At 64.8% G+C, this 19,901-nt stretch carries 21 protein-coding genes; 4 read left to right on the forward strand and 17 right to left on the reverse strand.

What is annotated here, in order from left to right; all coding sequences use genetic code 11:
* Positions 1-2: 2 nt before the first annotated feature.
* The 6 genes from M728_RS23580 to paaN form a co-directional block, all read right to left on the reverse strand.
* Positions 3-704, reverse strand: coding sequence for an ABC transporter ATP-binding protein (locus M728_RS23580; protein WP_026620795.1), 702 nt, complete (start codon positions 702-704; stop codon positions 3-5).
* A complete protein-coding gene (locus M728_RS23585; protein WP_026620796.1) occupies positions 691-1,476 on the reverse strand; it encodes an ABC transporter ATP-binding protein in 786 nt (261 codons plus the stop codon). The genes M728_RS23580 and M728_RS23585 overlap by 14 nt, the downstream gene beginning before the upstream one ends.
* Positions 1,473-2,429 carry a branched-chain amino acid ABC transporter permease gene (locus M728_RS23590; protein WP_026620797.1) on the reverse strand — a complete coding sequence of 319 codons (957 nt, stop codon included), beginning with the start codon at positions 2,427-2,429 and terminating at the stop codon, positions 1,473-1,475. Before M728_RS23590 ends, M728_RS23585 begins: the two co-directional genes overlap by 4 nt.
* Before the next feature lie 2 nt (positions 2,430-2,431).
* Positions 2,432-3,304 (reverse strand): branched-chain amino acid ABC transporter permease, encoded by an 873-nt coding sequence (locus tag M728_RS23595; protein ID WP_026620798.1) that lies wholly within the window; start codon positions 3,302-3,304, stop codon positions 2,432-2,434.
* 73 nt (positions 3,305-3,377) lie between these two features.
* Entirely contained in the window at positions 3,378-4,526 is a 1,149-nt protein-coding gene (locus tag M728_RS23600) for an ABC transporter substrate-binding protein (protein ID WP_026620799.1), read from the reverse strand.
* A 44-nt stretch (positions 4,527-4,570) separates the two neighbouring features.
* Positions 4,571-6,232, reverse strand: a complete 1,662-nt coding sequence (gene paaN / locus M728_RS23605; RefSeq protein ID WP_026620800.1) for a phenylacetic acid degradation protein PaaN — start codon at positions 6,230-6,232, stop codon at positions 4,571-4,573.
* Between the two features lie 100 nt (positions 6,233-6,332).
* Between paaN and paaG the strand changes: the two genes are divergently transcribed.
* The 4 genes from paaG (at position 6,333) to M728_RS23625 (ending at position 9,750) form a co-directional block, all read left to right on the forward strand.
* Complete coding sequence (gene paaG, locus M728_RS23610; protein ID WP_026620801.1) at positions 6,333-7,124, forward strand: 2-(1,2-epoxy-1,2-dihydrophenyl)acetyl-CoA isomerase PaaG; 792 nt, start codon at positions 6,333-6,335, stop codon at positions 7,122-7,124.
* Positions 7,121-7,603: a hydroxyphenylacetyl-CoA thioesterase PaaI gene (paaI, locus tag M728_RS23615; RefSeq protein ID WP_026620802.1), complete on the forward strand. Its 483-nt coding sequence runs from the start codon at positions 7,121-7,123 to the stop codon at positions 7,601-7,603. Before paaG ends, paaI begins: the two co-directional genes overlap by 4 nt.
* Before the next feature lie 91 nt (positions 7,604-7,694).
* Positions 7,695-9,005, forward strand: coding sequence for a phenylacetate--CoA ligase PaaK (paaK, locus tag M728_RS23620; protein ID WP_026620803.1), 1,311 nt, complete (start codon positions 7,695-7,697; stop codon positions 9,003-9,005).
* Positions 9,006-9,153: 148 nt separating this feature from the next.
* The gene (locus M728_RS23625; RefSeq protein ID WP_026620804.1) at positions 9,154-9,750 is read left to right on the forward strand and encodes a TetR/AcrR family transcriptional regulator; all 597 of its coding nucleotides are present in this window, start codon (positions 9,154-9,156) and stop codon (positions 9,748-9,750) included.
* A 146-nt stretch (positions 9,751-9,896) separates the two neighbouring features.
* On the opposite strand, the gene M728_RS23630 is transcribed toward M728_RS23625, so the two are convergent.
* From M728_RS23630 to M728_RS23680, 11 genes are all read right to left on the reverse strand, one after another.
* Positions 9,897-10,409 carry an acyl-CoA thioesterase gene (locus tag M728_RS23630; RefSeq protein ID WP_026620805.1) on the reverse strand — a complete coding sequence of 171 codons (513 nt, stop codon included), beginning with the start codon at positions 10,407-10,409 and terminating at the stop codon, positions 9,897-9,899.
* 4 nt (positions 10,410-10,413) lie between these two features.
* Positions 10,414-12,471, reverse strand: a complete 2,058-nt coding sequence (paaZ, locus tag M728_RS23635) for a phenylacetic acid degradation bifunctional protein PaaZ (protein WP_026620806.1) — start codon at positions 12,469-12,471, stop codon at positions 10,414-10,416.
* A 15-nt stretch (positions 12,472-12,486) separates the two neighbouring features.
* Positions 12,487-13,263, reverse strand: a complete 777-nt coding sequence (locus tag M728_RS23640) for a Phenylacetic acid catabolic protein (RefSeq protein WP_026620807.1) — start codon at positions 13,261-13,263, stop codon at positions 12,487-12,489.
* Positions 13,264-13,279: 16 nt separating this feature from the next.
* On the reverse strand, positions 13,280-14,356 hold the full coding sequence (paaE, locus tag M728_RS23645; RefSeq protein ID WP_026620808.1) for a 1,2-phenylacetyl-CoA epoxidase subunit PaaE: 1,077 nt from the start codon (positions 14,354-14,356) through the stop codon (positions 13,280-13,282).
* 28 nt (positions 14,357-14,384) lie between these two features.
* Positions 14,385-14,909, reverse strand: a complete 525-nt coding sequence (gene paaD / locus M728_RS23650) for a 1,2-phenylacetyl-CoA epoxidase subunit PaaD (protein ID WP_026620809.1) — start codon at positions 14,907-14,909, stop codon at positions 14,385-14,387.
* Positions 14,910-14,919: 10 nt separating this feature from the next.
* On the reverse strand, positions 14,920-15,705 hold the full coding sequence (paaC, locus tag M728_RS23655; RefSeq protein ID WP_026620810.1) for a 1,2-phenylacetyl-CoA epoxidase subunit PaaC: 786 nt from the start codon (positions 15,703-15,705) through the stop codon (positions 14,920-14,922).
* Positions 15,705-15,989 (reverse strand): 1,2-phenylacetyl-CoA epoxidase subunit PaaB, encoded by a 285-nt coding sequence (gene paaB, locus M728_RS23660; protein ID WP_026620811.1) that lies wholly within the window; start codon positions 15,987-15,989, stop codon positions 15,705-15,707. The genes paaC and paaB overlap by 1 nt, the downstream gene beginning before the upstream one ends.
* Before the next feature lie 56 nt (positions 15,990-16,045).
* The gene (paaA, locus tag M728_RS23665; RefSeq protein ID WP_026620812.1) at positions 16,046-17,050 is read right to left on the reverse strand and encodes a 1,2-phenylacetyl-CoA epoxidase subunit PaaA; all 1,005 of its coding nucleotides are present in this window, start codon (positions 17,048-17,050) and stop codon (positions 16,046-16,048) included.
* A 16-nt stretch (positions 17,051-17,066) separates the two neighbouring features.
* Positions 17,067-18,272 carry a 3-oxoadipyl-CoA thiolase gene (gene pcaF, locus M728_RS23670; protein ID WP_026620813.1) on the reverse strand — a complete coding sequence of 402 codons (1,206 nt, stop codon included), beginning with the start codon at positions 18,270-18,272 and terminating at the stop codon, positions 17,067-17,069.
* Positions 18,273-18,437: 165 nt separating this feature from the next.
* Positions 18,438-19,349 (reverse strand): phenylacetic acid degradation operon negative regulatory protein PaaX, encoded by a 912-nt coding sequence (gene paaX / locus M728_RS23675; RefSeq protein ID WP_026620814.1) that lies wholly within the window; start codon positions 19,347-19,349, stop codon positions 18,438-18,440.
* A 51-nt stretch (positions 19,350-19,400) separates the two neighbouring features.
* Positions 19,401-19,868 (reverse strand): Lrp/AsnC family transcriptional regulator, encoded by a 468-nt coding sequence (locus M728_RS23680; protein ID WP_034883628.1) that lies wholly within the window; start codon positions 19,866-19,868, stop codon positions 19,401-19,403.
* Between the last annotated feature and the right edge of the window lie 33 nt (positions 19,869-19,901).

Consider the following 19,901-nt stretch of genomic DNA (forward strand, 5'->3'; position numbering starts at 1 on the left):
GGCTAGATTCCCAGATAGGCTTCACGGATTCGTTCGTCGGCGATAAGGTCGGCGGCCAGACCGGTCATGGTTATACGGCCCGTCTCCATCACGTAGCCGCGATCGGCGATCGAGAGCGCGCCGAAGGCGTTCTGCTCGACGAGGAGAACGGTAACGTCGAGCGTACGCAGGCCTTTGACGACGTCGAAGATCTGCTGCACCAGGATCGGCGCCAGCCCCATGCTCGGCTCGTCAAGGAGCAGGCAGGATGGCCGCCCCATCAGCGCCCGGGCGATCGCCAGCATCTGCTGCTGGCCGCCCGAAAGGCCGCCGGCGGCGAGGTTACGCTTTTCCTTCAGCACCGGAAACATGGCGAAGGAATCCTCCATGTCACGCTCCACCCGGTCGTCGGAGAAGAGATAGGCGCCGAGGCGGAGATTTTCCTCGACCGTGAGGTTGGTGAAGATCTGCCGGCCCTCGGGCGATTGTGCCAGACCGCGCTCAAGCCGGCGATGGGCGGGGACCGCCGTCAGCGTCTCGCCGCGAAAAACGATCGATCCGCCCGAAATCGGCTGGATGCCGGAAAGGCAGCGCAGAAGCGTCGTCTTGCCGGCCCCGTTGGCGCCGACCACCGCGACGATCTCGCCTGAACCGATTTCGAGATCGATGCCATGCAGGACCTCGATGCGCCCGTAGCGCGAGCGCAATCCCTCAACCGTGAGCATCGACCGCCTCCTTCGTTTGCGGCCCGAGATAGGCCTCGATCACGCGCGGATCGCGCGAGACCTTTGCCGGCTCGCCTTCGGCGATCTTCTCGCCGTGATCCAGAACGACGATATGGTTGGAGATGCGCATCACCATCTTCATATCGTGTTCCACGAGAAGGATCGCGACACCTTCGGCCGCAACTTCGGCGATCAGCCGGTCGATCTCCTCCGTCTCGACGGCGTTGCAGCCGGCGGCCGGTTCGTCGAGAAGGAGGATGCGGGGTTTAAGCGCCAGCGCGCGGGCGATCTCGAGCCGCTTCAGCGCGCCGTAGGAAAGCGAACCCGCCTCCTGGGATGCCGCGCGGCCGAGGCCGACCCGGTCGAGCAGCTTGCGCGCGCTCACTTCCGCCCCCCAGGCCCGGCGGCGCGAGGAGGGGAGGCTGAAGAGATCGGCAAGCACCGGCCCCTTCTCATGCAAGTGATGGCCGGCGATTGCATTCTCCAGCACGGTCATCGCCTGGAAGATCTGCAGGTTCTGGAAGGTGCGGGAAAGGCCGCGCCGCGCGAGCAGATGCGGCTCCATGCCGGTCACGTCCTCGCCGGCGAGCCTCACAATTCCACGCCCCGGGCGATAGACGCCGGAGATCATGTTGAAGAGCGTCGTCTTGCCGGCGCCGTTCGGGCCGATTACCGACAAGATCTCGCCGGCACCCAAAGAAAAGCTGACATCGTGTACGGCGCGCACGCCGCCGAAAACGATGCCCAGTCCTTCGACCTGAAGCAGGCTCATTTCCCCCTCCCCCGGATATTGCGCGCAAGGCTCGGCAGGAGGCCATCGCGCATGAAGATCATCACCAGCATCATGACGAGGCCGAGCATGACCTGCTCGTATTCCTGGAACACGGTGAGCACCTGCGGCAGCGTCGTCAGGATCATCGCGCCGCCGATCGCGCCGAGGACGGAACCGGCTCCGCCGAGCACGGTCATGGTGACCAGCTCGATCGAATGCATGTAGCCCGCCACATCCGGCGTGATGAACTTGTTCTGAAGCGCGAGCAGCGAGCCGGAAAAAGAGGCGTAGACGGCGGAAATGACGAAGGCCTGCAGCTTCAAGCGGGCCACATCGACCCCGACGGTGCGGGCGGCGACCTCCGATCCATGGAGCGCGCGCAGGGCCCGTCCGGTGGGGCTGTGATGGAGATTCAGCGCGAGCCACGCGCCGACGACCAAAGCGACGCCCGAGAAGGCGTACCAGAAGGCAGAATTGGAAAGGTCGAGGCCAGCCGATTTGAGGAGGGCTCTCAACCCCGGATCGGGGACCGCCATGCCGTCGGGACCGCCCGTCAATTGCGCCTCGTTGGCGAGCACCATCGACACCAGCGCCCCGAGGCCGAGGCTCGCCACCGCCAGATAGTAGCCCTTCAAGCGCAGAATCGGTCGCCCGACGAGCCAGGCGATCGCCCCGGAGAGCGCGGCACCGACCACGGCGGCAAGGAGCGGATTGAGGCCGAGATGGACCGGGGCCAAAGCACAGGCATAGGCGCCGACGCCGACGAAGCCCGCATGGCCGAGGCTGATCTGGCCCGCATAGCCGGTGAGGACCACGAGCCCCGTGACAGCAAGGCCGTTAACGAAGATCAGCGAGCCGACGCGAAAATAATAGGACGAGGGAAAGAAGATCGGCGCCACCGCGATCAGCGCGGCAAGCATGATGAGAGTGGTTGTCTTCGACGAGAACCGCATGGCTACACCCGATCCGTTGATTGCCGGCCGAAGAGGCCTTGCGGCATGGCGAAGAGCACCGCGAGGATGATGACGAAAGCGGCCGCATCCTTGTATTGCGAGCTCAGATAGCCGGCGGTCATCGCCTCGATGACGCCGAGCAGCAGACCGCCCACCAGCGCACCCTTGGGATTGCCCATGCCGCCGAGCATGGCCGCGGCGAACCCCTTCAGCGCGAGCGCTATGCCGATGTCGTAGCCGGTGAGCGTGATAGGCGTGACGAGCACACCGGCGAGCGCGCCGATCGCCGCCGAAAGCGCGAAGCTCAGCGTCATGACGTATTTGGTGTTGATGCCGACGAGTTGCGCGGCGATGCGGTTGTTGGCGGTGGCGAGCACCGCCCGGCCGGTTAGCGTGCGGGTGAAGAACAGCCAGAGGCCGACGAAGATCGCGAGCGCCCCTGTAATTACCCAGAGGCTCTGCGGCAGGATCGTCGCCCCCGCGATCGCAATCGGCGTGTCGCCTGAAAAGGCGGGAAACCGGTGAAGCTGCTTGTCGAAGGCGGTCTGAGTGAGTCCGCGGATGAAGATCGAAGCGCCGATGGTGATGATGATCAGCGAGACGACCGGCGCGCCGCGCGCCGGCTCGATGGCGAGCTTGTTGAGCGCCACACCGATCGCCGCCGTGGCGATGATCGCAAGGAGTGCTGCGAGCGGCAGCGGCAGTCCCGCCTCGAAGGCAAAGACGGTGAACATGCCGCCGAGCATCACGAACTCGCCCTGGGCGAAGTTCACGACATCGGATGCGTTGTAGATGATGGTGAAGCCGAGGGCGACCAGCGCGTAGACTGCGCCGACCGTTATCCCGGACAAGAGGAATTGCATGAGTTCGGGCATGGATGCCTCCGCTTCGGCACGCCGCAATCACCCGGAGCGCGCTTAGCGCGCCCGGCACTTGACCGATTACTGGTTATTCGACGAGCTTCCAGCCGCCGTCCTTGATTTCGAGCATCCGGAAGGCGCTGAGGTCGAGGCCGAGATGATCCTCGCCGGACATGGTGACGGTGCCGGTGGTGCCGACGAGGCCGGACGTCTCCTCGATCGCGTCGCGGATCGCCTGCGGCTCCGCCTTGCCGGCGCGGTTCAGCGCATCGACGAGGATGCGCAGCGCATCATGCGCGTAGCCGCCGAAAGTGGAGACCGGCTTGCCTGTCGCGGTTTCGTAGCTCGCCTTGTAGGCTGTGACGACCGGGCGCTGCGGATCGCTTTCGGGAAGAAGCTTCGCCACGAGCAGTGCCGTACCCGGCAGGCGGACACCCTCGGCGGCCGATGCGCCCGCGAGTTCAATGAACCCGTCGGAGGCGACACCGTGCGACTGATAGAGCGGCAAGCCGACGGCGAGTTGAGCGCAATTGCGGGTGACGATCGCCGGTCCCTGACCGAAGCCGGCGTTCAAGATCGCCTGGACGCCTGCGCCTCCCTTGATGTTGGTGAGCTGTGGCGTCATGTCGGCGTCGGCCGGGGCGTACGTTTCGTCGGCAAGCACCTCGATGCCGTAGTCGCCGACGATCTCAAGGCACTGCTTGCGCATCGATGCACCGAAGCCGTCGGAGCCCGAGATCATGCCGATCTTGGTGAGACCCCGCGCCTTCATGTCCTCGAAGATCTTGGCGCAAGCCATGCGATCGGTGTGCGGCGTCTTGAAGGTGAAGGGACGGACCGGATCGATGATCTCGATGGCGCCGGCGAGCGAGATGAAGGGAATCTCCGCATCCTCGAAGACCTGCAGGATCGCCATGGACGTCCCGGTCGTGGTGCCGCCGATGACGGCAACGACCTCGTCGTCCTCGACGAGGCGGGTCGCGAAGGTGCGCGCCTTGCTCGGGTCGCCGCCGTCGTCATAGACGATCAGTTCGATCTTCTCGCCGTTGACGCCGCCGGCGGCGTTGATCTCGTCGACGAGCAGCTTCAGCGTCTTGGCCTCCGGGTCGCCGAGGAAAGCGGCAGGGCCGGTCTCCGACAGCGTCGCGCCGATGCGGATCTCTGCCATCGCCGGCGCCGCAAGCCCGAGAACGAGCGCCAGCGTTCCGGCGAACGCGGTGGTGTTGGTGAGTCTCATGTCAGCATCTCCTCCCAAGAGTGCAGGTTAAGATCGAGGCTCGCTCACGCTGCCATCGGGCGGCGCCACATGGCGACGCGGAAGCGATTGGCGACAAAGGCAGTGTCCGTCAGGCAGGCATTGCCGGCGGGATTGGCGCCGGTCACGTGGAAATCGCTGAAGGCAGCGCTCTGATTGACGAAGATCCCGCCGGTGAGATTGACCGACAGGTTGACGCCCGCGGCCGCAAAGGCATCGGCGGCCGCGGCAATGCGCGCGTCGTCGGTCTCGTAAAGTGCTGCGGTGATGGCGCCCTTGCGGTGGGCAAGGCCGGCTGCACGCGCGATGCCCTCAGCAGCATTCTCCACGGCGATGACGAAGGCGATAGGGCCGAAACGCTCCTCCTCGTACGCCGGGGTCTGATCGCCATCCACGGCGAGGATCATGGGTGTCGCGGTGCGTGCCCCTTCCACACCCGTAAGTGGAGCCGAGTCGCGCACGAGCCGGCCAAGGCCGCGCGCCGCCTCGACCCGCGCGAGCGTCGCAGGATTGGCAATGGCGCCGCACACGCCGGCGGCGCGGGCCGGATCGGAAAGCAGCGCGTCGACCGCTGCGGCGACCCCCGCCGCGATCGCATCGAAATTCTTCGGCCCTTCGTTCGTCTCAATCCCGCCGCGCGGAACGTAGATGTTCTGCGGCGCGGTGCACATCTGGCCGCTATAGAGCGACAGCGAGAAGGCGATATTGGCGCACATGCCGGCGAAATCGTCGGTTGCGCCGATCACGATCGAGTTGACGCCAGCCTCTTCGGTATAGACCTGCCGCGTCGCTGCATTCTCGCTTACCCAATCGCCGAAGGCATTAGAGCCGGTGTAGTCGATTATCGCCACTGCGGGGTGCTGCACGAGATCGCGGGTGATCTCCGCACCCGCTTCGTCAGCGGCGAGCAGGACGATATCGGCGGGAAATCCCTCTTCGGCAAGAACTTCGCACGCCACTTGGACCGTAAGCGCCAACGGCAGGATGGCGCCCGGATGCGGCTTGACGATCAACGTGTTGCCGGTGGCGAGACTCGCGAACAGGCCCGGATAGCTGTTCCACGTCGGGAAGGTCTGGCAGCCGATGACGAGCGATATGCCGCGCGGCACGATGCGCCAATGCTTCTCGATCACGATCGGCTCGCCCTTGCCCTGGGGCTTCACCCAGGTTGCGCGTGCCGGCGTGCGCGTCATCTCGGCCCAGGCATAGGCGACGGCCTCGAGGCCGCGATCCTGGGCATGTGGGCCGCCCGCCTGAAAGGCCATGGCGAAGGCCTGGCCCGTCGTGTGCATGACGGCATTCGCCATCTCGAAGCTCATGCGGTTGAGCCGCGCGAGAATTTCGAGGCAAACGCCGACCCGGATCTCCGGCGAAGCACCGGCCCAGGCAGGCGCCGCACTCTGAGAAGCGGCAACAAGAGTTTCCGCATCGGCGGCCGGGTAAGTGATGCCGAGCGCGAAGCCATAGGGCGAGACTTCCTGGCCAACCGCCTTCATACCTGGATGGCCGGGCAACTCGAAAGGCCTGCCGAGACGCGCCCGATAAGCGGAAAGACCATCCTCTTTGGCCGTTTCCCCATATACTTTGCCGCTCGGCACTTCGGGAAAGGCGGACCAGTAACCGCGATCCTGCGCCGCTTGCAATGCCGCGCCAAGCGTCGTGCGATGCCGGTCGAATAGGTCGCCCATGTCCGTTCCTCCCTGGTGGTGCGTTTATCATTGACTGACCGGTCGGTTTATGCAAGAGTTTTTTTAGAGCCGCCGATCGGCATGGCGGCAGGGAGGGATCATGTCCGAATCCGACACCGTTCTGTCGGCGCTTGCAGATGGCGTGCTGCGCCTGACGCTCAACCGCCCCGACAAGCTCAATGCCTTCAACGAGGAAATGCATCTGGCGCTGCGCGCCGGCTTCGAGCGCGCCCACTCAGACGGCACTGTGCGTGCCGTTTTGCTAACCGGCGCCGGACGCGGCTTCTCGGCTGGTCAGGATCTCGGCGATCGTGACCCCCGCAAGGGCGGCACGCCGGACCTCGGCCACACGATAGAGACCTTCTACAACCCGCTCCTAAGGCTGATCCGCGGCCTCGAAAAGCCGGTCGTCTGCGCCGTCAACGGGGTGGCGGCGGGCGCCGGCGCCAACATCGCCTTTGCCTGCGACATCACCCTTGCCGCCCGCTCCGCCCGCTTCATCCAGGCCTTCGCCAAGATCGGGCTGGTGCCCGATTCCGGCGGAACCTGGAGCCTCACCCGGTTGATCGGCGAGGCGCGCGCCAAGGCGCTGGCGATGACGGCGGAACCGCTCGACGCCGAAACGGCGGCCAACTGGGGCCTGATCTGGCGCGCGGTGGATGACGCGGCACTGATGGACGAGGCGTCGGCCCTTGCCGCACGCCTCGCCGCCGGCCCGACCAAGGGTCTCGGCATGACCAAGCGGGCGATCCACGCGGCTGCCACCAATTCCTTGAACGAGCAGCTCGACCTCGAGCGTGACCTGCAGCGCGAGGCCGGCCTGAGCGCCGACTATGCCGAGGGCGTGACGGCCTTCCTGGAAAAGCGCAAACCGGAATTCAAGGGCAGATGATGGACGCGGGGAGAATGACAGCCGAAGAATTGGCGAATGCCTGCGCCCGTGTGATGTGGGACGACGACCAGGCCTCGCAGCGGCTCGGCATGACAATCGATCATATCGCACCGGGTGCGGCGACGCTGTCGATGACGATCACGCCGGAGATGACCAACGGCCACGGCACCTGCCACGGCGGCTACATCTTCACGCTCGCCGATTCCGCTTTCGCCTTCGCCTGCAACAGCTATAACCAGCGCGCCGTCGCCCAGCACTGCTCGGTGACCTATATCGCTCCGGCCTTCGAGGGCGACCGGCTGACCGCGACGGCGCACGAAGTCTCGCGACGCGGTCGCGGCGGCATCTACGATATCCGCATTGCCAACCAGCGCGGCGAACACATCGCCGAGTTCCGCGGCCATTCACGCACCGTCAAGGGCGCGCATCTGCCGCAGCCAGAGGACGCGCAGCACGACGCCGACGCTTCAGAAGCGTGAAGGCCGCCGCAATGCTTTGAAATGCTGCATGATTTGCCGCGGCTCGGTGCCGCGGGCGTCATGCGGGAGGAAATTCTTGGAGGAGATATTCATGGAAGACCTTTCACCCCGTCCCGGCGATCTCGACCCGATCGAAACCGCCTCCCGCGACGAGATTGCGGGCCTCCAGCTCGAGCGCATGAAATGGTCGATCGCCCATGCCTATGAGAATTCGCCCTTCTATCGCGCCCGCTTCGATGCGGCCGGCGTGCATCCGTCCGACCTGAAGTCGCTCGCCGACCTCGCGAAATTTCCCTTCACGACCAAGCAGGACCTGCGCGAGACCTATCCCTTCGGCATGTTCGCCGTTCCGCGCGAGAAGCTCTGCCGCATCCACGCCTCTTCGGGCACCACCGGCAAGCCGACCGTGGTCGGCTATACGCTGAACGACATCGACACCTGGGCGAGCGTCGTCGCGCGCTCGATCCGTGCCTCCGGCGGCAGGCCGGGCGACATCGTCCACGTCGCCTATGGCTACGGCCTCTTCACCGGCGGCCTCGGTGCGCATTACGGCGCCGAGAAGCTCGGCTGTACCGTCGTGCCGATCTCTGGCGGCATGACCGAGCGGCAGGTGACCCTGATGGCGGACTTCAAGCCGCGCATCATCATGGTGACCCCGTCCTACATGCTCTCGATCCTCGACGAGTTCCGCCGCCAGGGGAGAGATCCGCGCGAAAGCTCGCTCGCCGTCGGCATCTTCGGCGCCGAGCCGTGGACCAATGCCATGCGCGAGGAGATCGAGCACGCTTTCAACATGCACGCCGTCGACATCTACGGTCTCTCGGAAGTGATGGGACCGGGGGTTGCCAATGAATGCGTGGAGACGAAGGACGGCTTGCATGTCTGGGAGGATCACTTCTATCCCGAGATCATCGATCCGATGACCGGCGAGGTGCTGCCCGACGGCCAGATGGGCGAACTGGTCTTCACGACGCTTACCAAGGAAGGCCTGCCGATGATCCGCTATCGCACGCGCGATCTGACGCGGCTCATGCCCGGGACGGCGCGCTCCATGCGCCGCATCGAGAAGATCACCGGGCGCTCGGACGACATGATGATCCTGCGCGGCGTCAACGTCTTTCCGACCCAGATCGAGGAACAGATTCTGAAATGCCGAGGCCTGGCGCCGCATTTCCAGATCGAGCTCACCCGGTCGGGACGCATGGACAACATGACCGTGCATGTCGAATGCACACGGGAAGCGGCGGACGAGGCGGCGCGCGCCGGATCGTCAAGGGAACTCGCCCACCACATCAAGAGTGTGGTCGGCGTCAGCACGAGAATCGAGGTACACGACCCGGGCGGGGTCGCACGCTCCGAGGGCAAGGCAAAAAGGGTCGTCGACAATCGACCCAAGGCATAAGGGCCGACAGTCGTGGACGATCTTTGCGGGAGGACTTTACGGTCCTCCCTTATTCGTGGGATTGAGCAGGTATACGTTGGAACTACGCTATTCCGGGATGGAAAACCGTTCCACGCTTTTCCTGGAATTGCTTTAGAGCAGGATCAATATGGCACGAACACGCGCAATCGACTTTGAGGAAAAACAGCGTGGCATTCTGGTGAGCGCCGCCGCGGTCTTCGCCGAGATGGGCATGGAAAAAGCCTCGATGGCGCAGATCGCAGCGCACAGCAACGTGTCCAAGGCACTGCTCTATCACTATTATCCGAGCAAGGACGCACTGATCTTCGACATCGTCCGCACGCACCTGGCCGAGCTCGACGCGGCCATCGAGGCGGCCGACCGGCCGGACCTTGCGCCGGAGAAGCGGTTGCGGCTGCTTGTCCGCCAGGTGCTGGAAAACTATCGCGACGCCGATGACCAGCACAAGGTGCAGTTGAACGGCACGAGCGCGCTCTCGCCCGAGCAGATGGCCGAGATCCACGCTATCGAGCGGCGCATCGTCAAACGCTTCTCGACCGTGATCAACGACATCAATCCAGACCTCAACAAGGACCGTCCCCTGCTGATGCCCGTCACCATGTCGCTCTTCGGCATGATGAACTGGGTCTATATGTGGTTCCGCCCCGACGGCCCAATCAGCCGCGACGAATATGCCGATGTCGCTACGACGCTGATCCTCGAAGGCATCAAGGCGGTGCGCTGAGCACACCTTCCGCGCGAAGTAGCATCTCGAGGTGTCCAGGACGGCACCTCCCCCTCTGCCTGCCGGGCATCTCCCCCCACAAGGGGGGAGATCGGCAGGGCAAAGAGGGGTATCAACACCGCTTTGCAGTGTTATCGGATTCCCCCCTACTCCCCCGCGCCGTCTACGTCCCGACCGGTTTCCGCGACCGTCTTCAGCCGGTGGGCGAATTCCCGCCTCAGCGTACGGCGGAGTTCCGCCGCCTGATGGCGGCGTTTGTCGGTCGGCGTCTCGGGATGATATTCCGGGACCGCCACCGGGCGGCCCTCGTCGTCGACGGCGACCATGGTGAAATAGCAGGAATTCGTGTGCCGCCTTGTGGCGGCACGGATGTTTTCCGCCTCCACCCGGATGCCGACCTCCATCGAGGTCCGGCCGGCATAGTTGATCGAGGCGCGGAAGGTGACCAGCTCGCCGACATGAATCGGCTCCTTGAAGATCACCTGGTCGACCGACAAGGTCACCGCATATTGTTTGGAGAAGCGCGAGGCGCAGGAAAACGCGACGCGGTCGAGCAGGTTCAGAAGCGCGCCGCCATGCACCTTGCCGCTGAAATTCGCCATGTCCGGCGTCATCAGCACGGTCATTTCCAGGCGCCGCGAATCCTGCTCTGTCGTCATGTCGCTAATTCCTCGTCTTCGCCACCATCGTCAGTACATCATATTGCGCGACGGTTGCGCCAGTCTGATTGGTGACGCGGCAGTCCCAGCGCACCTCGCCATGCTCGGCATTCGCGCGCGGGTTGATCTCCTTGCAGGTGAGCCGGACCTGCAGAACGTCGCCGGGATAGACCGGCGTCAGGAAGCGCAGATTATCGACGCCGTAGTTCGCGAGCACCGGCCCGGGGGCCGGATCGACGAAGAGACCGGCGGCGAAGGAGACGATCAGATAGCCATGGGCGACGCGTCCGTCGAAGAAGGGATTGGCGCGCGCCGCCTCCTCGTCCATATGGGCGTAGAAGGTGTCGCCGGTAAAGTTGGCGAAATGCTCGATATCTTCGAGCGTCACGGTGCGGGTAGCGGTCACGAGCTGATCACCTATCCGCAGTTCCGCGAGCGACTTGCGGAAGGGATGCTCGCCGTCGACCCGTGCCGGCGCACCCTCGATCCAGCGGCCGGTGACCGCCGAGATGAGGCCCGGCGCACCCTGAACGGCGGTGCGCTGCATGTAATGCTTGACGCCGCGCATGCCGCCCAGTTCCTCGCCGCCGCCCGCCCGGCCCGGGCCGCCATGCACGAGGCCCGGCATGGGCGAGCCGTGTCCGGTCGAGGACTTCGCGCTCAAGCGGTTGCCGATCATCACGCGGCCATGAAACGGCGCCATACCGAGGACCAGCTCCTGCGTAATGGCGGGATCATTGGTGAAGACGGAGGTGACGAGGCTGCCCTTGCCGCGCTTCACCAGTTCCACCGCCTCTTCCGCCGTGTCATAGGGCATGGCGGTGCTCACGGGTCCGAAGGCCTCGACATCGTGAACCGCCCGCGCGGTGACCGGCTTGCCGCAATAGAGAAGGACGGGATTGAGGAAGGCTCCCGCTTCCGCGTCACCGGAAACCACCTGCACCCTCTCGGGATCCCCGACGATGATTTCCGCGTCGACGCCGAGATCGCGGATGCGCGCCCGCACCTCCTCCCGCTGACCAAGACTCGCCAACGGCCCCATGCGTACGCTTTCGTCGGCCGGGTTGCCGAGCGTGATCTTGCCGAGCCGCGCGCCAAGCGCTTCGACCAGCGCGTCGCAGTGGGCACGCGGCGCGATGACCCGGCGGATGGCGGTGCATTTCTGCCCGGCCTTCGCCGTCATCTCTCGGGCGACCTCCTTGACGAAGAGATCGAATTCCTCCGTGCCGGGGGCCGCATCAAGACCGAGAACCGCCGCATTGAGGCTGTCGGCCTCCATGGTGAAGCGCACCGAATTCTCGACGATCGCCGGGTGGGTCTTGAGCTTGCGCCCTGTCACAGCCGAGCCGGTGAAGGTCACCACGTCCTGGCCGTCGACATGGTCGAGCAGGTCTCCGACGGAGCCGCAGACGAGTTGGACCGCTCCTTCCGGCAAGAGCCCGGTCTCGAGCATCCGTCGCACCATGAGCTCGGTGAGATAGGCGGTCTGGCTCGCCGGTTTGACGATCGCCGGCATGCCCGCAAGCAGCGTCGGCGCCAGCTTCTCCAGCATGCCCCAGCAGGGGAAGTTGAAGGCATTGATGTGGATCGCCACCCCCTGAAGCGGGCTCAGGATGTGCTGGGCTGAGAAGGTTCCATCGCGCGACAGGGCCTCGATGTCGCCGTCGACGAGGACGCGCGTGTTCGGCAACTCCCGACGCCCCTTCGAGGCATAGGAGAAGAGCGTGCCGATGCCGCCTTCGATGTCGATCCAGCTATCCGTCCGGGTGGCGCCGGTGGCGGTCGAGAGCGCGTAGAACTCCTCCTTGCGCTCCATTAGGGCCTGCGCGAGCGCCTTCAGCATCACTGCGCGCTCGTGGAACGACATGCGCCGCAGCACCGGACCGGCTTTCTCGCGGCCGTAAGCGAGCGCGGCCGCGAAATCGATGCCGCTCGAATCGATCAGCGCCACCGGCGCGCCTGTCGCGGCGTCGAGCAAGGCGACCCCTTCCTTTGCCCCCCGCGTCCAGACGCCGCCGACATAGCTTTCGAGACGGCGGGGGCGGTCTGCCAGTACGTTCATCGGGTGTTCCTTCCGTCAGTTCAAATTCAGCGCGGCAAGCTCGGCATCGACGGCCGCCTGCCATTCGGCGAGCAGCGTCTCGTTGGGTTTGTGGCGCAGGCCCAGACGGGCGAGCATCTCGTAACGGGCGGAGCCCGAAAGCCCGAAGCTCGCGGCGACCCGCGGACGCCAATAGGCGACCGCCTCTCGCGCGGCGCGCCGCCCCTCCTCCGTCTCGACAATGCGCTTCAGCCCCTCGACGCCGAGTTCGGCATGATGAGCCTCGCGCGGCAGGATCACCCGGAACACCTCGGCGAGCGGCTGGTAAGAGACGCGCGCCAGTTCACCGAGCTGGATGACAACGGCCTTACCCATGAGCACGTTCATAACGACCGCATCGATCCAGCCTTGAAGCGGATAGTGAAGGACCGAGAGGCGCATGTCGCCGCCCCGGCGCTCCGCGCCGATGTCGGCATCGCGGGGAAACCGCGCCGACCAGGGATGATGGACTGCATAGCGCGCCGTATCGGCGCCGAAGCTGCCCATGATCTCAAGCACCTGGCCCGCGTGATCGGCCTTTTCCAGTACGATCCGCGCCGCCGCGATGCGCTCCTTGATCCCCGGTGCTTCGTTGATGACGTCGGCGAAGCCGGCCGAGCCGGCGAGTTCGCTGTCGACGAAGCTCGCCATCAGCCGCAGGAGCTCGCCGCGGTATCGTGGCGGCACATTGTCCGGCGAGGTGAGCACGCCGCCTTGGGCGAGATAGTCCTCGATCGGCATGGTGTCGGACGCATCAGGCTTCGTATCGGACATGGCTTCCTCCCATCCCTCACTGATCATAGCTGACGACGATCCGGTCGCTCAGCGGATAGCATTGGCAGGTCAGCACGTAGCCCTGGCGCACCTCGTAGTCCTCCAGTGCGTGGTTGGTCTCCATCTCCACCTCCCCCTCGATCACCTTTGCGCGGCAGGTGGAACAGACCCCCGCCTTGCAGGCATAGGGCGCGTCCATCCTGTTTTCGAGCGCGGCTTCGAGAAGGCTCTGCCCCTGCTTCGGAAAGGTGAAGCTGCGCGTCGTGCCGTCGAGCGTCACGGTCGCCTCGCAGGTCGCATGCCGGTCCGCATTTTCGGCACTTACGGCCTTGCGGCGGGGGCGGCCGGGCTGCGAGGAGGCGAAGAGCTCGAACTTGATCTGCTCGTCGCGGACGCCGTGTTCGCGCAGCGCGGCGGCGACCGTCAGCATCATCGGCTCCGGGCCGCAGATGAAGGCGGTGTCGACCGACGCCAGGTCGATCCAGTTGCGGAACAGGCCCGCGCATTTCGCCGCGTCGAGGCGGCCGGTGAAGAGATCGATGTCCTGCACCTCGCTCTCGAGGATATGCAGCACCGAGAGCCGCCCGAGATAGAGGTTCTTGAGGTCTTCCAGCTCCTCGCGGAACATGATCGAGCTGACGTGGCGGTTGGCATAAACCAGCGTGAACTCCGACCGCGGCTCGCGCGAAAGCGTCGTCTTGATGATCGACAGCACTGGCGTGATGCCGCTGCCGCCGGCAACGCCGAGATAGTGTTTTGCCACGTCCGGCTCGATCGGGGTAAAGAAAGCCCCCATCGGCGGCATGGCCTCCACCGTGTCGCCGGGCTCAAGCGCCTCATTCGCCCAGGTGGAGAAGCAGCCGCCGTCCACGCGCTTGATGCCGACGCGCAACACGCCCTCGTCGAGCCCGGCGCAGATCGAATAGGATCGGCGCAATTCCTCGCCGTCGAACATCCGGCGGAACGTCAGATATTGCCCCTGCGTGAAATGGAACGCGGAGCGGTCTTCCTCCCGCGGCTGAAGCGTCACGACCACGGCATCGCGCGTTTCGCGCCGGACTTCGGTGACTTGAAGGGGGTGGAAACGTGCCATTTAAGCGGGCCTCACTCGTGGCATCCGGTCAGATGCACTTGAAATAATCGAAGGGTTCAAGACAGTCTGAGCAGCGATAGCTCGCCTTGCAGGGGGTCGAGCCGAACTGGCTGATCTTCTCGGTCCGGGTGGAGCCGCAGCGGGGACAGGCGATCGTCAGGTTCGAACGGCCGGAGAGGCGCTCGATCCGCTTGAGCAGCCTGCCATCGGCGGCCGTGCCGTCGATCGGCGGCGCGATGCCATAGGCTTTCAGCTTCTCGCGGCCCTCGGAAGTGATCCAGTCGGTCGTCCAGGCGGGTGAAAGCCGGCGTTCGAGCCTGATGCTTTCGATCCCCTTCTCGTTCAGCGCCCGTTCGATGTCGAGGTTGATGGCCGTCGTGGCGGGGCAACCCGAATAGGTCGGCGTCACCGTCACCACCAGCGTTTCGCCGTCCCAGGCGACGTCGCGGACGATGCCGAGGTCGATGACCGAGATCACCGGAATCTCCGGATCTGGCACCTCAGCGAGCCAGCGCCATATGTCCTTGAGCGAGGTCCTCGTCACTGTCACCACCGCCGCCTCCCTACCAGGTGGCGCCCGGATAGGCGCGTTGCAGGAATTGCAGATCGGCGAGGATATAGCCGAGATGCTCCGTATGGATGCCGCGCTTGCCGCCCTTGTGCATGTAGCCGTCGGCCGGTTTTTTCAACGTCGCCTCGGAAAGCGTTTCGGCAACCAGCGCGTCCCACTCGCTCCTGAGACTCTGAGGCTCGGGGGCAACATCCGCGGCGGCAAGTGCCGCGTCGGACGCCTCGTTGACGAACATCTCGCCGGTATAGGGCCAGAGGTCGTCAAGCGTCTCTTGCATGCGGGTGTGGCTTTCCGCCGTTCCGTCGCCGAGACGGATCACGAGATCCCGGCTGCGTTCGAGATGGTAGGATACTTCCTTCAACGCCTTCTCGGCGATCTCGGCGATGCGCTTGTCGGAGGATCCCAGAAGCGCCTGCAGACAGAGGTAATGCCAGGCGTCGAAGAGGAACTGACGCATCAGCGTCTTGCCGAAATCGCCGTTCGGGCGCTCGGTAAGCAGCAGGTTACGGAAATCATATGCATCACGGAGGAAAGCAAGATCGTCCGCGCTGCGGCCCTTTCCCTCGACCTCCCCCGCAAGACCGAGCCAAAGCTGCGTCTGGCCGATCAGGTCGAGCGCGGTGTTGGCAAGCGCGATATCCTCCTCGAGCGCCGGCGCATGGCCGCACCATTCCGATAGGCGGTGGCCGAGGATCAGCGTGTTATCGCCCAAGCGGAGCAGAAGCTCGAAGAGTGCAGCCTGATCGACGGCCGCTTCCGTCACGGTTACGCTCCCCATCACATGTGCCCCACTTCATCGGGAATGTCGAAGAACGTCGGGTGGCGGTAGACTTTCGAGTTCGACGGTTCGAACAGCGGCCCTTTTTCAGAAGGCGAGCTTGCCACTATAGCGCTCGAACGCACCACCCAGATGCTCACCCCCTCGTTGCGGCGGGTATAGACGTCGCGGGCGTTGTTGATCGCCATCTCGGCATCGGGCGCGTGGAGGCTGCCAACGTGGCGATGATTGAGGCCGTGCTGGCCGCGGATGAAGACCTCCCAGAGGGGCCATTCGCTGGACATGTTTCTCTCCCAACTTTCACGGACTTGGCGGAACGAACCCGCGAAATCCGATTGTCCTATTCGGCGGCGACCTGCTTGCCGGCGCGGCGAGCGGCCTGCTTCTCGGCATAAGCGGTCAGGCCGTCCCGGAACCAGGCGCCGTCCTCCCAGGCCTTTTTGCGCGCGCCGAGGCGTTCGGCGTTGCACGGGCCGTTTCCGGCGATCACCTCGAAGAATTCTTTCCAGTCCGGCTCGCCGAAATCGTAGCCGCCCTTCTTCTCGTTCCACTTGAGCTCCGGATCGGGAACGGTGAGACCGAGATATTTCGCCTGCGGCACCGTCTGGTCGACGAATTTCTGCCGGAGTTCGTCGTTGGAGTTTTGCTTGATCTTCCAGGCCATGGACTGGGCCGAATGAACCGAGGCGTCGTCCGAGGGGCCGAACATCATCAGGGACGGCCACCACCAGCGGTTCAGCGCGTCCTGCACCATGACCTTCTGCGCCGATGTGCCCTTCACCATCTTCATCAGGATGTCGTAGCCCTGGCGCTGGTGGAAGCTCTCCTCCTTGCAGATGCGGATCATCGCGCGGGAATAGGGGCCGTAGGAACAGCGCTGCAGCGGCACCTGGTTCATGATCGCCGCGCCATCGACCAGCCAGCCGATGGCGCCGATGTCCGCCCAGGAGAGCGTCGGATAGTTGAAGATCGAGGAATACTTGGCCTTGCCCGAGTGCAGCTGCTCATACATCTCGTCGCGGCTGATCCCGAGCGTCTCGGCCGCACAGTAGAGATAGAGGCCGTGGCCTGCTTCGTCCTGCACCTTGGCAAGCAGGATCGCCTTCCGTTCGAGCGTCGGCGCGCGGGTGATCCAGTTGCCCTCGGGCAGCTGGCCGACGATCTCGGAATGGGCGTGCTGGCTGATCTGGCGGATGAGCGTCTTGCGATAGCCTTCCGGCATCCACTCCTTCGGCTCGATCTTCTGGCCCACATCGATGCGCTCCTGGAAGGCGCGCTCCTGAGGCTCCATCTCGTCGAGGCTTTTGACGCGGGCGGCGTCCGTTTTCACCATTTGTGCGTACATGGGTCCTTCTCCTCCGTCAGACGCGCTCGAGAATGATCGCGATGCCCTGGCCGACGCCGATGCACATGGTACAGAGCGCGTAGCGGCCGCCCTGGCGATGAAGCTGATAAGTGGCGGTCGTCACCAGCCGTGCGCCGCTCATACCGAGCGGATGCCCTATGGCAATCGCACCGCCGTTGGGGTTCACATGCGCCGCGTCATCCGGCAGCCCAAGGTCGCGCAGCACCGCAAGGGCCTGCGAGGCAAACGCCTCATTGAGTTCGATCACGTCCATCTGATCGATCGATAGTCGGGCGCGTTCAAGCACTCTGCGCGCCGCAGGCGCCGGACCGATGCCCATGATGCGCGGTTCGACGCCCGCCGCCGCCATGGCGACGACGCGAGCCTTGGGCGTCAGCCCCTCGGCCTTCATCGCCCTCTCACCCGCGATCAGCAGCGCCGCCGCACCGTCATTGACGCCCGAAGCGTTGCCGGCCGTGACCGTGCGGTCTGGAGCGTTCACTCCTTTGAGCTTGGCGAGCTGCTCGACCGTCGTGCCCGGACGGGGATGCTCGTCGCGGTCGACTAGGATGGGATCGCCCTTCTTTTGCGGCACCACGACCGGAACATGCTCTTCCGCGAAGAGGCCCGCCTCCTGTGCCGCCGCCCAGCGCGTCTGGCTGCGGGCGGCGAACGCATCCTGATCGGCGCGACTGACGCCGAAATCCTCGGCCACATTGTCGGCCGTCTCCGGCATGGAATCAACACCGAAGGCCGCCTTCAGCCTGGGGTTCACAAAGCGCCAGCCGATGGTGGTGTCGTATACCGCATTCGAGCGGGAGAAGGCGCTTTCGGCCTTGGGCATCACAAAGGGCGCGCGGCTCATGCTTTCGACGCCGCCGGCGATCACCATGTCGCAGTCGCCGGCGCGGATCGCCCTCGCCGCCATGCCCACTGCATCCATGCCCGATCCGCAGAGGCGGTTGACCGTCGTCGCCGGAACCGAAACGGGCATGCCCGAGAGCAGCACGGCCATGCGGCCGACATTGCGATTATCCTCGCCCGCCTGGTTCGCGCAGCCGTAGATGAGATCGTCGAGCTTCGACCAGTCGACTTCCGGATTGCGGCTCATCAGCGCCGCAAGCGGGACAGCGGCGAGGTCATCGGCCCGGACGGATGAGAGCGCGCCGCCATAGCGGCCGATGGGCGTGCGCACTGCATCGCAGATGAAGGCCTCGGACATGCAACTCCTCCCGATTTCGACGGTCACTTCATTTTTCATTGACCGACCGATCGGTTAGTTATTTAGCACAGCATATGTCACAGTTCAACAGAAATTGTCTCCATTTTTGTGACATGTCAGCACAGACATACGCGAAGGTGGATTTGGCTGGCGGCCGCCTCGCGGTTAGCTCCTCCGCCTTGTGGGGGGCTCACCGCCCAGCAGCGCCAGCCGACGCGCCATCGCCTCGCTCGCTATCGGAAGCGGCCCGGTCGCCGTCACGAAGTTCCGTGCGACATGGAGGTCGGCTTGCGGCGACAGGCTGCAATAGAGCCGGGCGAACAGGCGGCGCGCGTCTTCGCCCGGCCAGCCGGCCGGAAGAACCTCTGACGGCAGGCGCGGGTCGCGCAGGGCCACGGAGCGGAATTGGTGGACGAGCAGGAGACGGGCCGTGAGGCAATCCGCCGGGACGATGCTGGCGCCGCCATCGAGGAGTTCGGCAAGAGGATCGAAACGTTGGAGAAAGCCCCTATACGCCTCCGCATGTGGTGCCAGATCCCAGTATTCCGCCGCAAAGGCGCCGAGCTTATCCGTGCCCTCGGCAACCTCCGCCCGGAAGACGACCGCAGGCATGACCGAGGCGGTAAACGGCCGCACTCCGACGGCGAGGCGGGGGCTGAGGCGGGCGTGGCCGGAGCGCTCGAGGATCTGCATCCGCTCCTCAATGGATGGCCCCACGAGCTCAACGAAATGCCAGGCGACTTCCTCCGGCGGCCCGAAGAGGATCCGCGCCGCGGCGGCGAACTCGGCGCGCGCCGGCTCGGTAAGGCGATAGAAACTGCGCCGGCCCTCGCGCTCCCCGGCGAGCCGCCCCGCCGTGACGAGGCGTGACACGGCAGTCCTGACGAGCGTCTCGCTGATGCCGACACCGGCGCAAATCTCGATCAGGTTGCCGATCCAGATTGCGCCGCCCCGCGGCTCCACCACATCGCCATAGATGGTAACGATGAAGCTCGCCGCCCTCAACTGCGTCTCGTCCAGGATCGCCTGGATAAGCCTTGAGCCCGCCTCCGCCGATCTTTCGCTCTTCGCCTGCATCCGACTCTTTCCCGTGACATTACCTGCCTTCAGCAAGACTCGATCCCCGCGTCACACCGGAACAGCGGTCGAGTATTTCACGCTTTTCAGCGCGAAATGGGATGACGAATTCGCAACCGCCTCATGGGTGAGAATGCCGCGCATGAGGAGCCGCTCGTAATCGGCGACATCCGCTACGACGACGCGCAAAAGATAGTCCCAGTCGCCCGACATCGAATAGCATTCCAGGACTTCCTCGTGATCTTCGACGAAGCGCTCGAAATTGCGCCGCGCCACGGGGTCGTGGGACTTCATCCGCACCTGGCAGACGACGGTCAATCCGCGTCCGACCATATCCGGATTGACAAGCCGGACGGTCTTGCCGAGCACTCCCGCCGTCTCCAGAGCCTTGATGCGTCGCCAGCAGGATGCCGACGAGGCTCCGACCACCTCGGCGAGCGCCGCATGGCTGATATCGGCCTGTTCCTGCAGGATTCTCAAAATCTTTCGGTCGATCGCGTCGAGATTGAACATGTTCATCACAAATCTTCCGAAGACGAAACGGTTTGATCA

The sequence above is a fragment of the Ensifer sp. WSM1721 genome (genome assembly GCF_000513895.2).
Taxonomy (GTDB): Bacteria; Pseudomonadota; Alphaproteobacteria; order Rhizobiales; family Rhizobiaceae; genus Sinorhizobium.

Excerpts from the sequence above, each read along its gene's own strand:
- M728_RS23595 (WP_026620798.1), bottom strand. The coding sequence starts at position 3,304 with ATGCCCGAACTCATGCAATTCCTCTTGTCCGGGATAACGGTCGGCGCA.
- M728_RS23590 (WP_026620797.1), bottom strand. The coding sequence starts at position 2,429 with ATGCGGTTCTCGTCGAAGACAACCACTCTCATCATGCTTGCCGCGCTG.
- paaZ (WP_026620806.1), bottom strand. The coding sequence starts at position 12,471 with ATGAACGTACTGGCAGACCGCCCCCGCCGTCTCGAAAGCTATGTCGGC.
- paaX (WP_026620814.1), bottom strand. The coding sequence starts at position 19,349 with ATGCAGGCGAAGAGCGAAAGATCGGCGGAGGCGGGCTCAAGGCTTATC.
- paaA (WP_026620812.1), bottom strand. The coding sequence starts at position 17,050 with ATGTACGCACAAATGGTGAAAACGGACGCCGCCCGCGTCAAAAGCCTC.
- M728_RS23580 (WP_026620795.1), bottom strand. The coding sequence starts at position 704 with ATGCTCACGGTTGAGGGATTGCGCTCGCGCTACGGGCGCATCGAGGTC.
- paaN (WP_026620800.1), bottom strand. The coding sequence starts at position 6,232 with ATGGGCGACCTATTCGACCGGCATCGCACGACGCTTGGCGCGGCATTG.
- paaE (WP_026620808.1), bottom strand. The coding sequence starts at position 14,356 with ATGGCACGTTTCCACCCCCTTCAAGTCACCGAAGTCCGGCGCGAAACG.
- pcaF (WP_026620813.1), bottom strand. The coding sequence starts at position 18,272 with ATGTCCGAGGCCTTCATCTGCGATGCAGTGCGCACGCCCATCGGCCGC.
- M728_RS23640 (WP_026620807.1), bottom strand. The coding sequence starts at position 13,263 with ATGTCCGATACGAAGCCTGATGCGTCCGACACCATGCCGATCGAGGAC.
- M728_RS23630 (WP_026620805.1), bottom strand. The coding sequence starts at position 10,409 with ATGACGACAGAGCAGGATTCGCGGCGCCTGGAAATGACCGTGCTGATG.
- M728_RS23585 (WP_026620796.1), bottom strand. The coding sequence starts at position 1,476 with ATGAGCCTGCTTCAGGTCGAAGGACTGGGCATCGTTTTCGGCGGCGTG.
- M728_RS23600 (WP_026620799.1), bottom strand. The coding sequence starts at position 4,526 with ATGAGACTCACCAACACCACCGCGTTCGCCGGAACGCTGGCGCTCGTT.
- M728_RS23625 (WP_026620804.1), top strand. The coding sequence starts at position 9,154 with ATGGCACGAACACGCGCAATCGACTTTGAGGAAAAACAGCGTGGCATT.
- paaI (WP_026620802.1), top strand. The coding sequence starts at position 7,121 with ATGATGGACGCGGGGAGAATGACAGCCGAAGAATTGGCGAATGCCTGC.
- paaB (WP_026620811.1), bottom strand. The coding sequence starts at position 15,989 with ATGTCCAGCGAATGGCCCCTCTGGGAGGTCTTCATCCGCGGCCAGCAC.
- M728_RS23680 (WP_034883628.1), bottom strand. The coding sequence starts at position 19,868 with ATGAACATGTTCAATCTCGACGCGATCGACCGAAAGATTTTGAGAATC.
- paaC (WP_026620810.1), bottom strand. The coding sequence starts at position 15,705 with ATGGGGAGCGTAACCGTGACGGAAGCGGCCGTCGATCAGGCTGCACTC.
- paaK (WP_026620803.1), top strand. The coding sequence starts at position 7,695 with ATGGAAGACCTTTCACCCCGTCCCGGCGATCTCGACCCGATCGAAACC.
- paaG (WP_026620801.1), top strand. The coding sequence starts at position 6,333 with ATGTCCGAATCCGACACCGTTCTGTCGGCGCTTGCAGATGGCGTGCTG.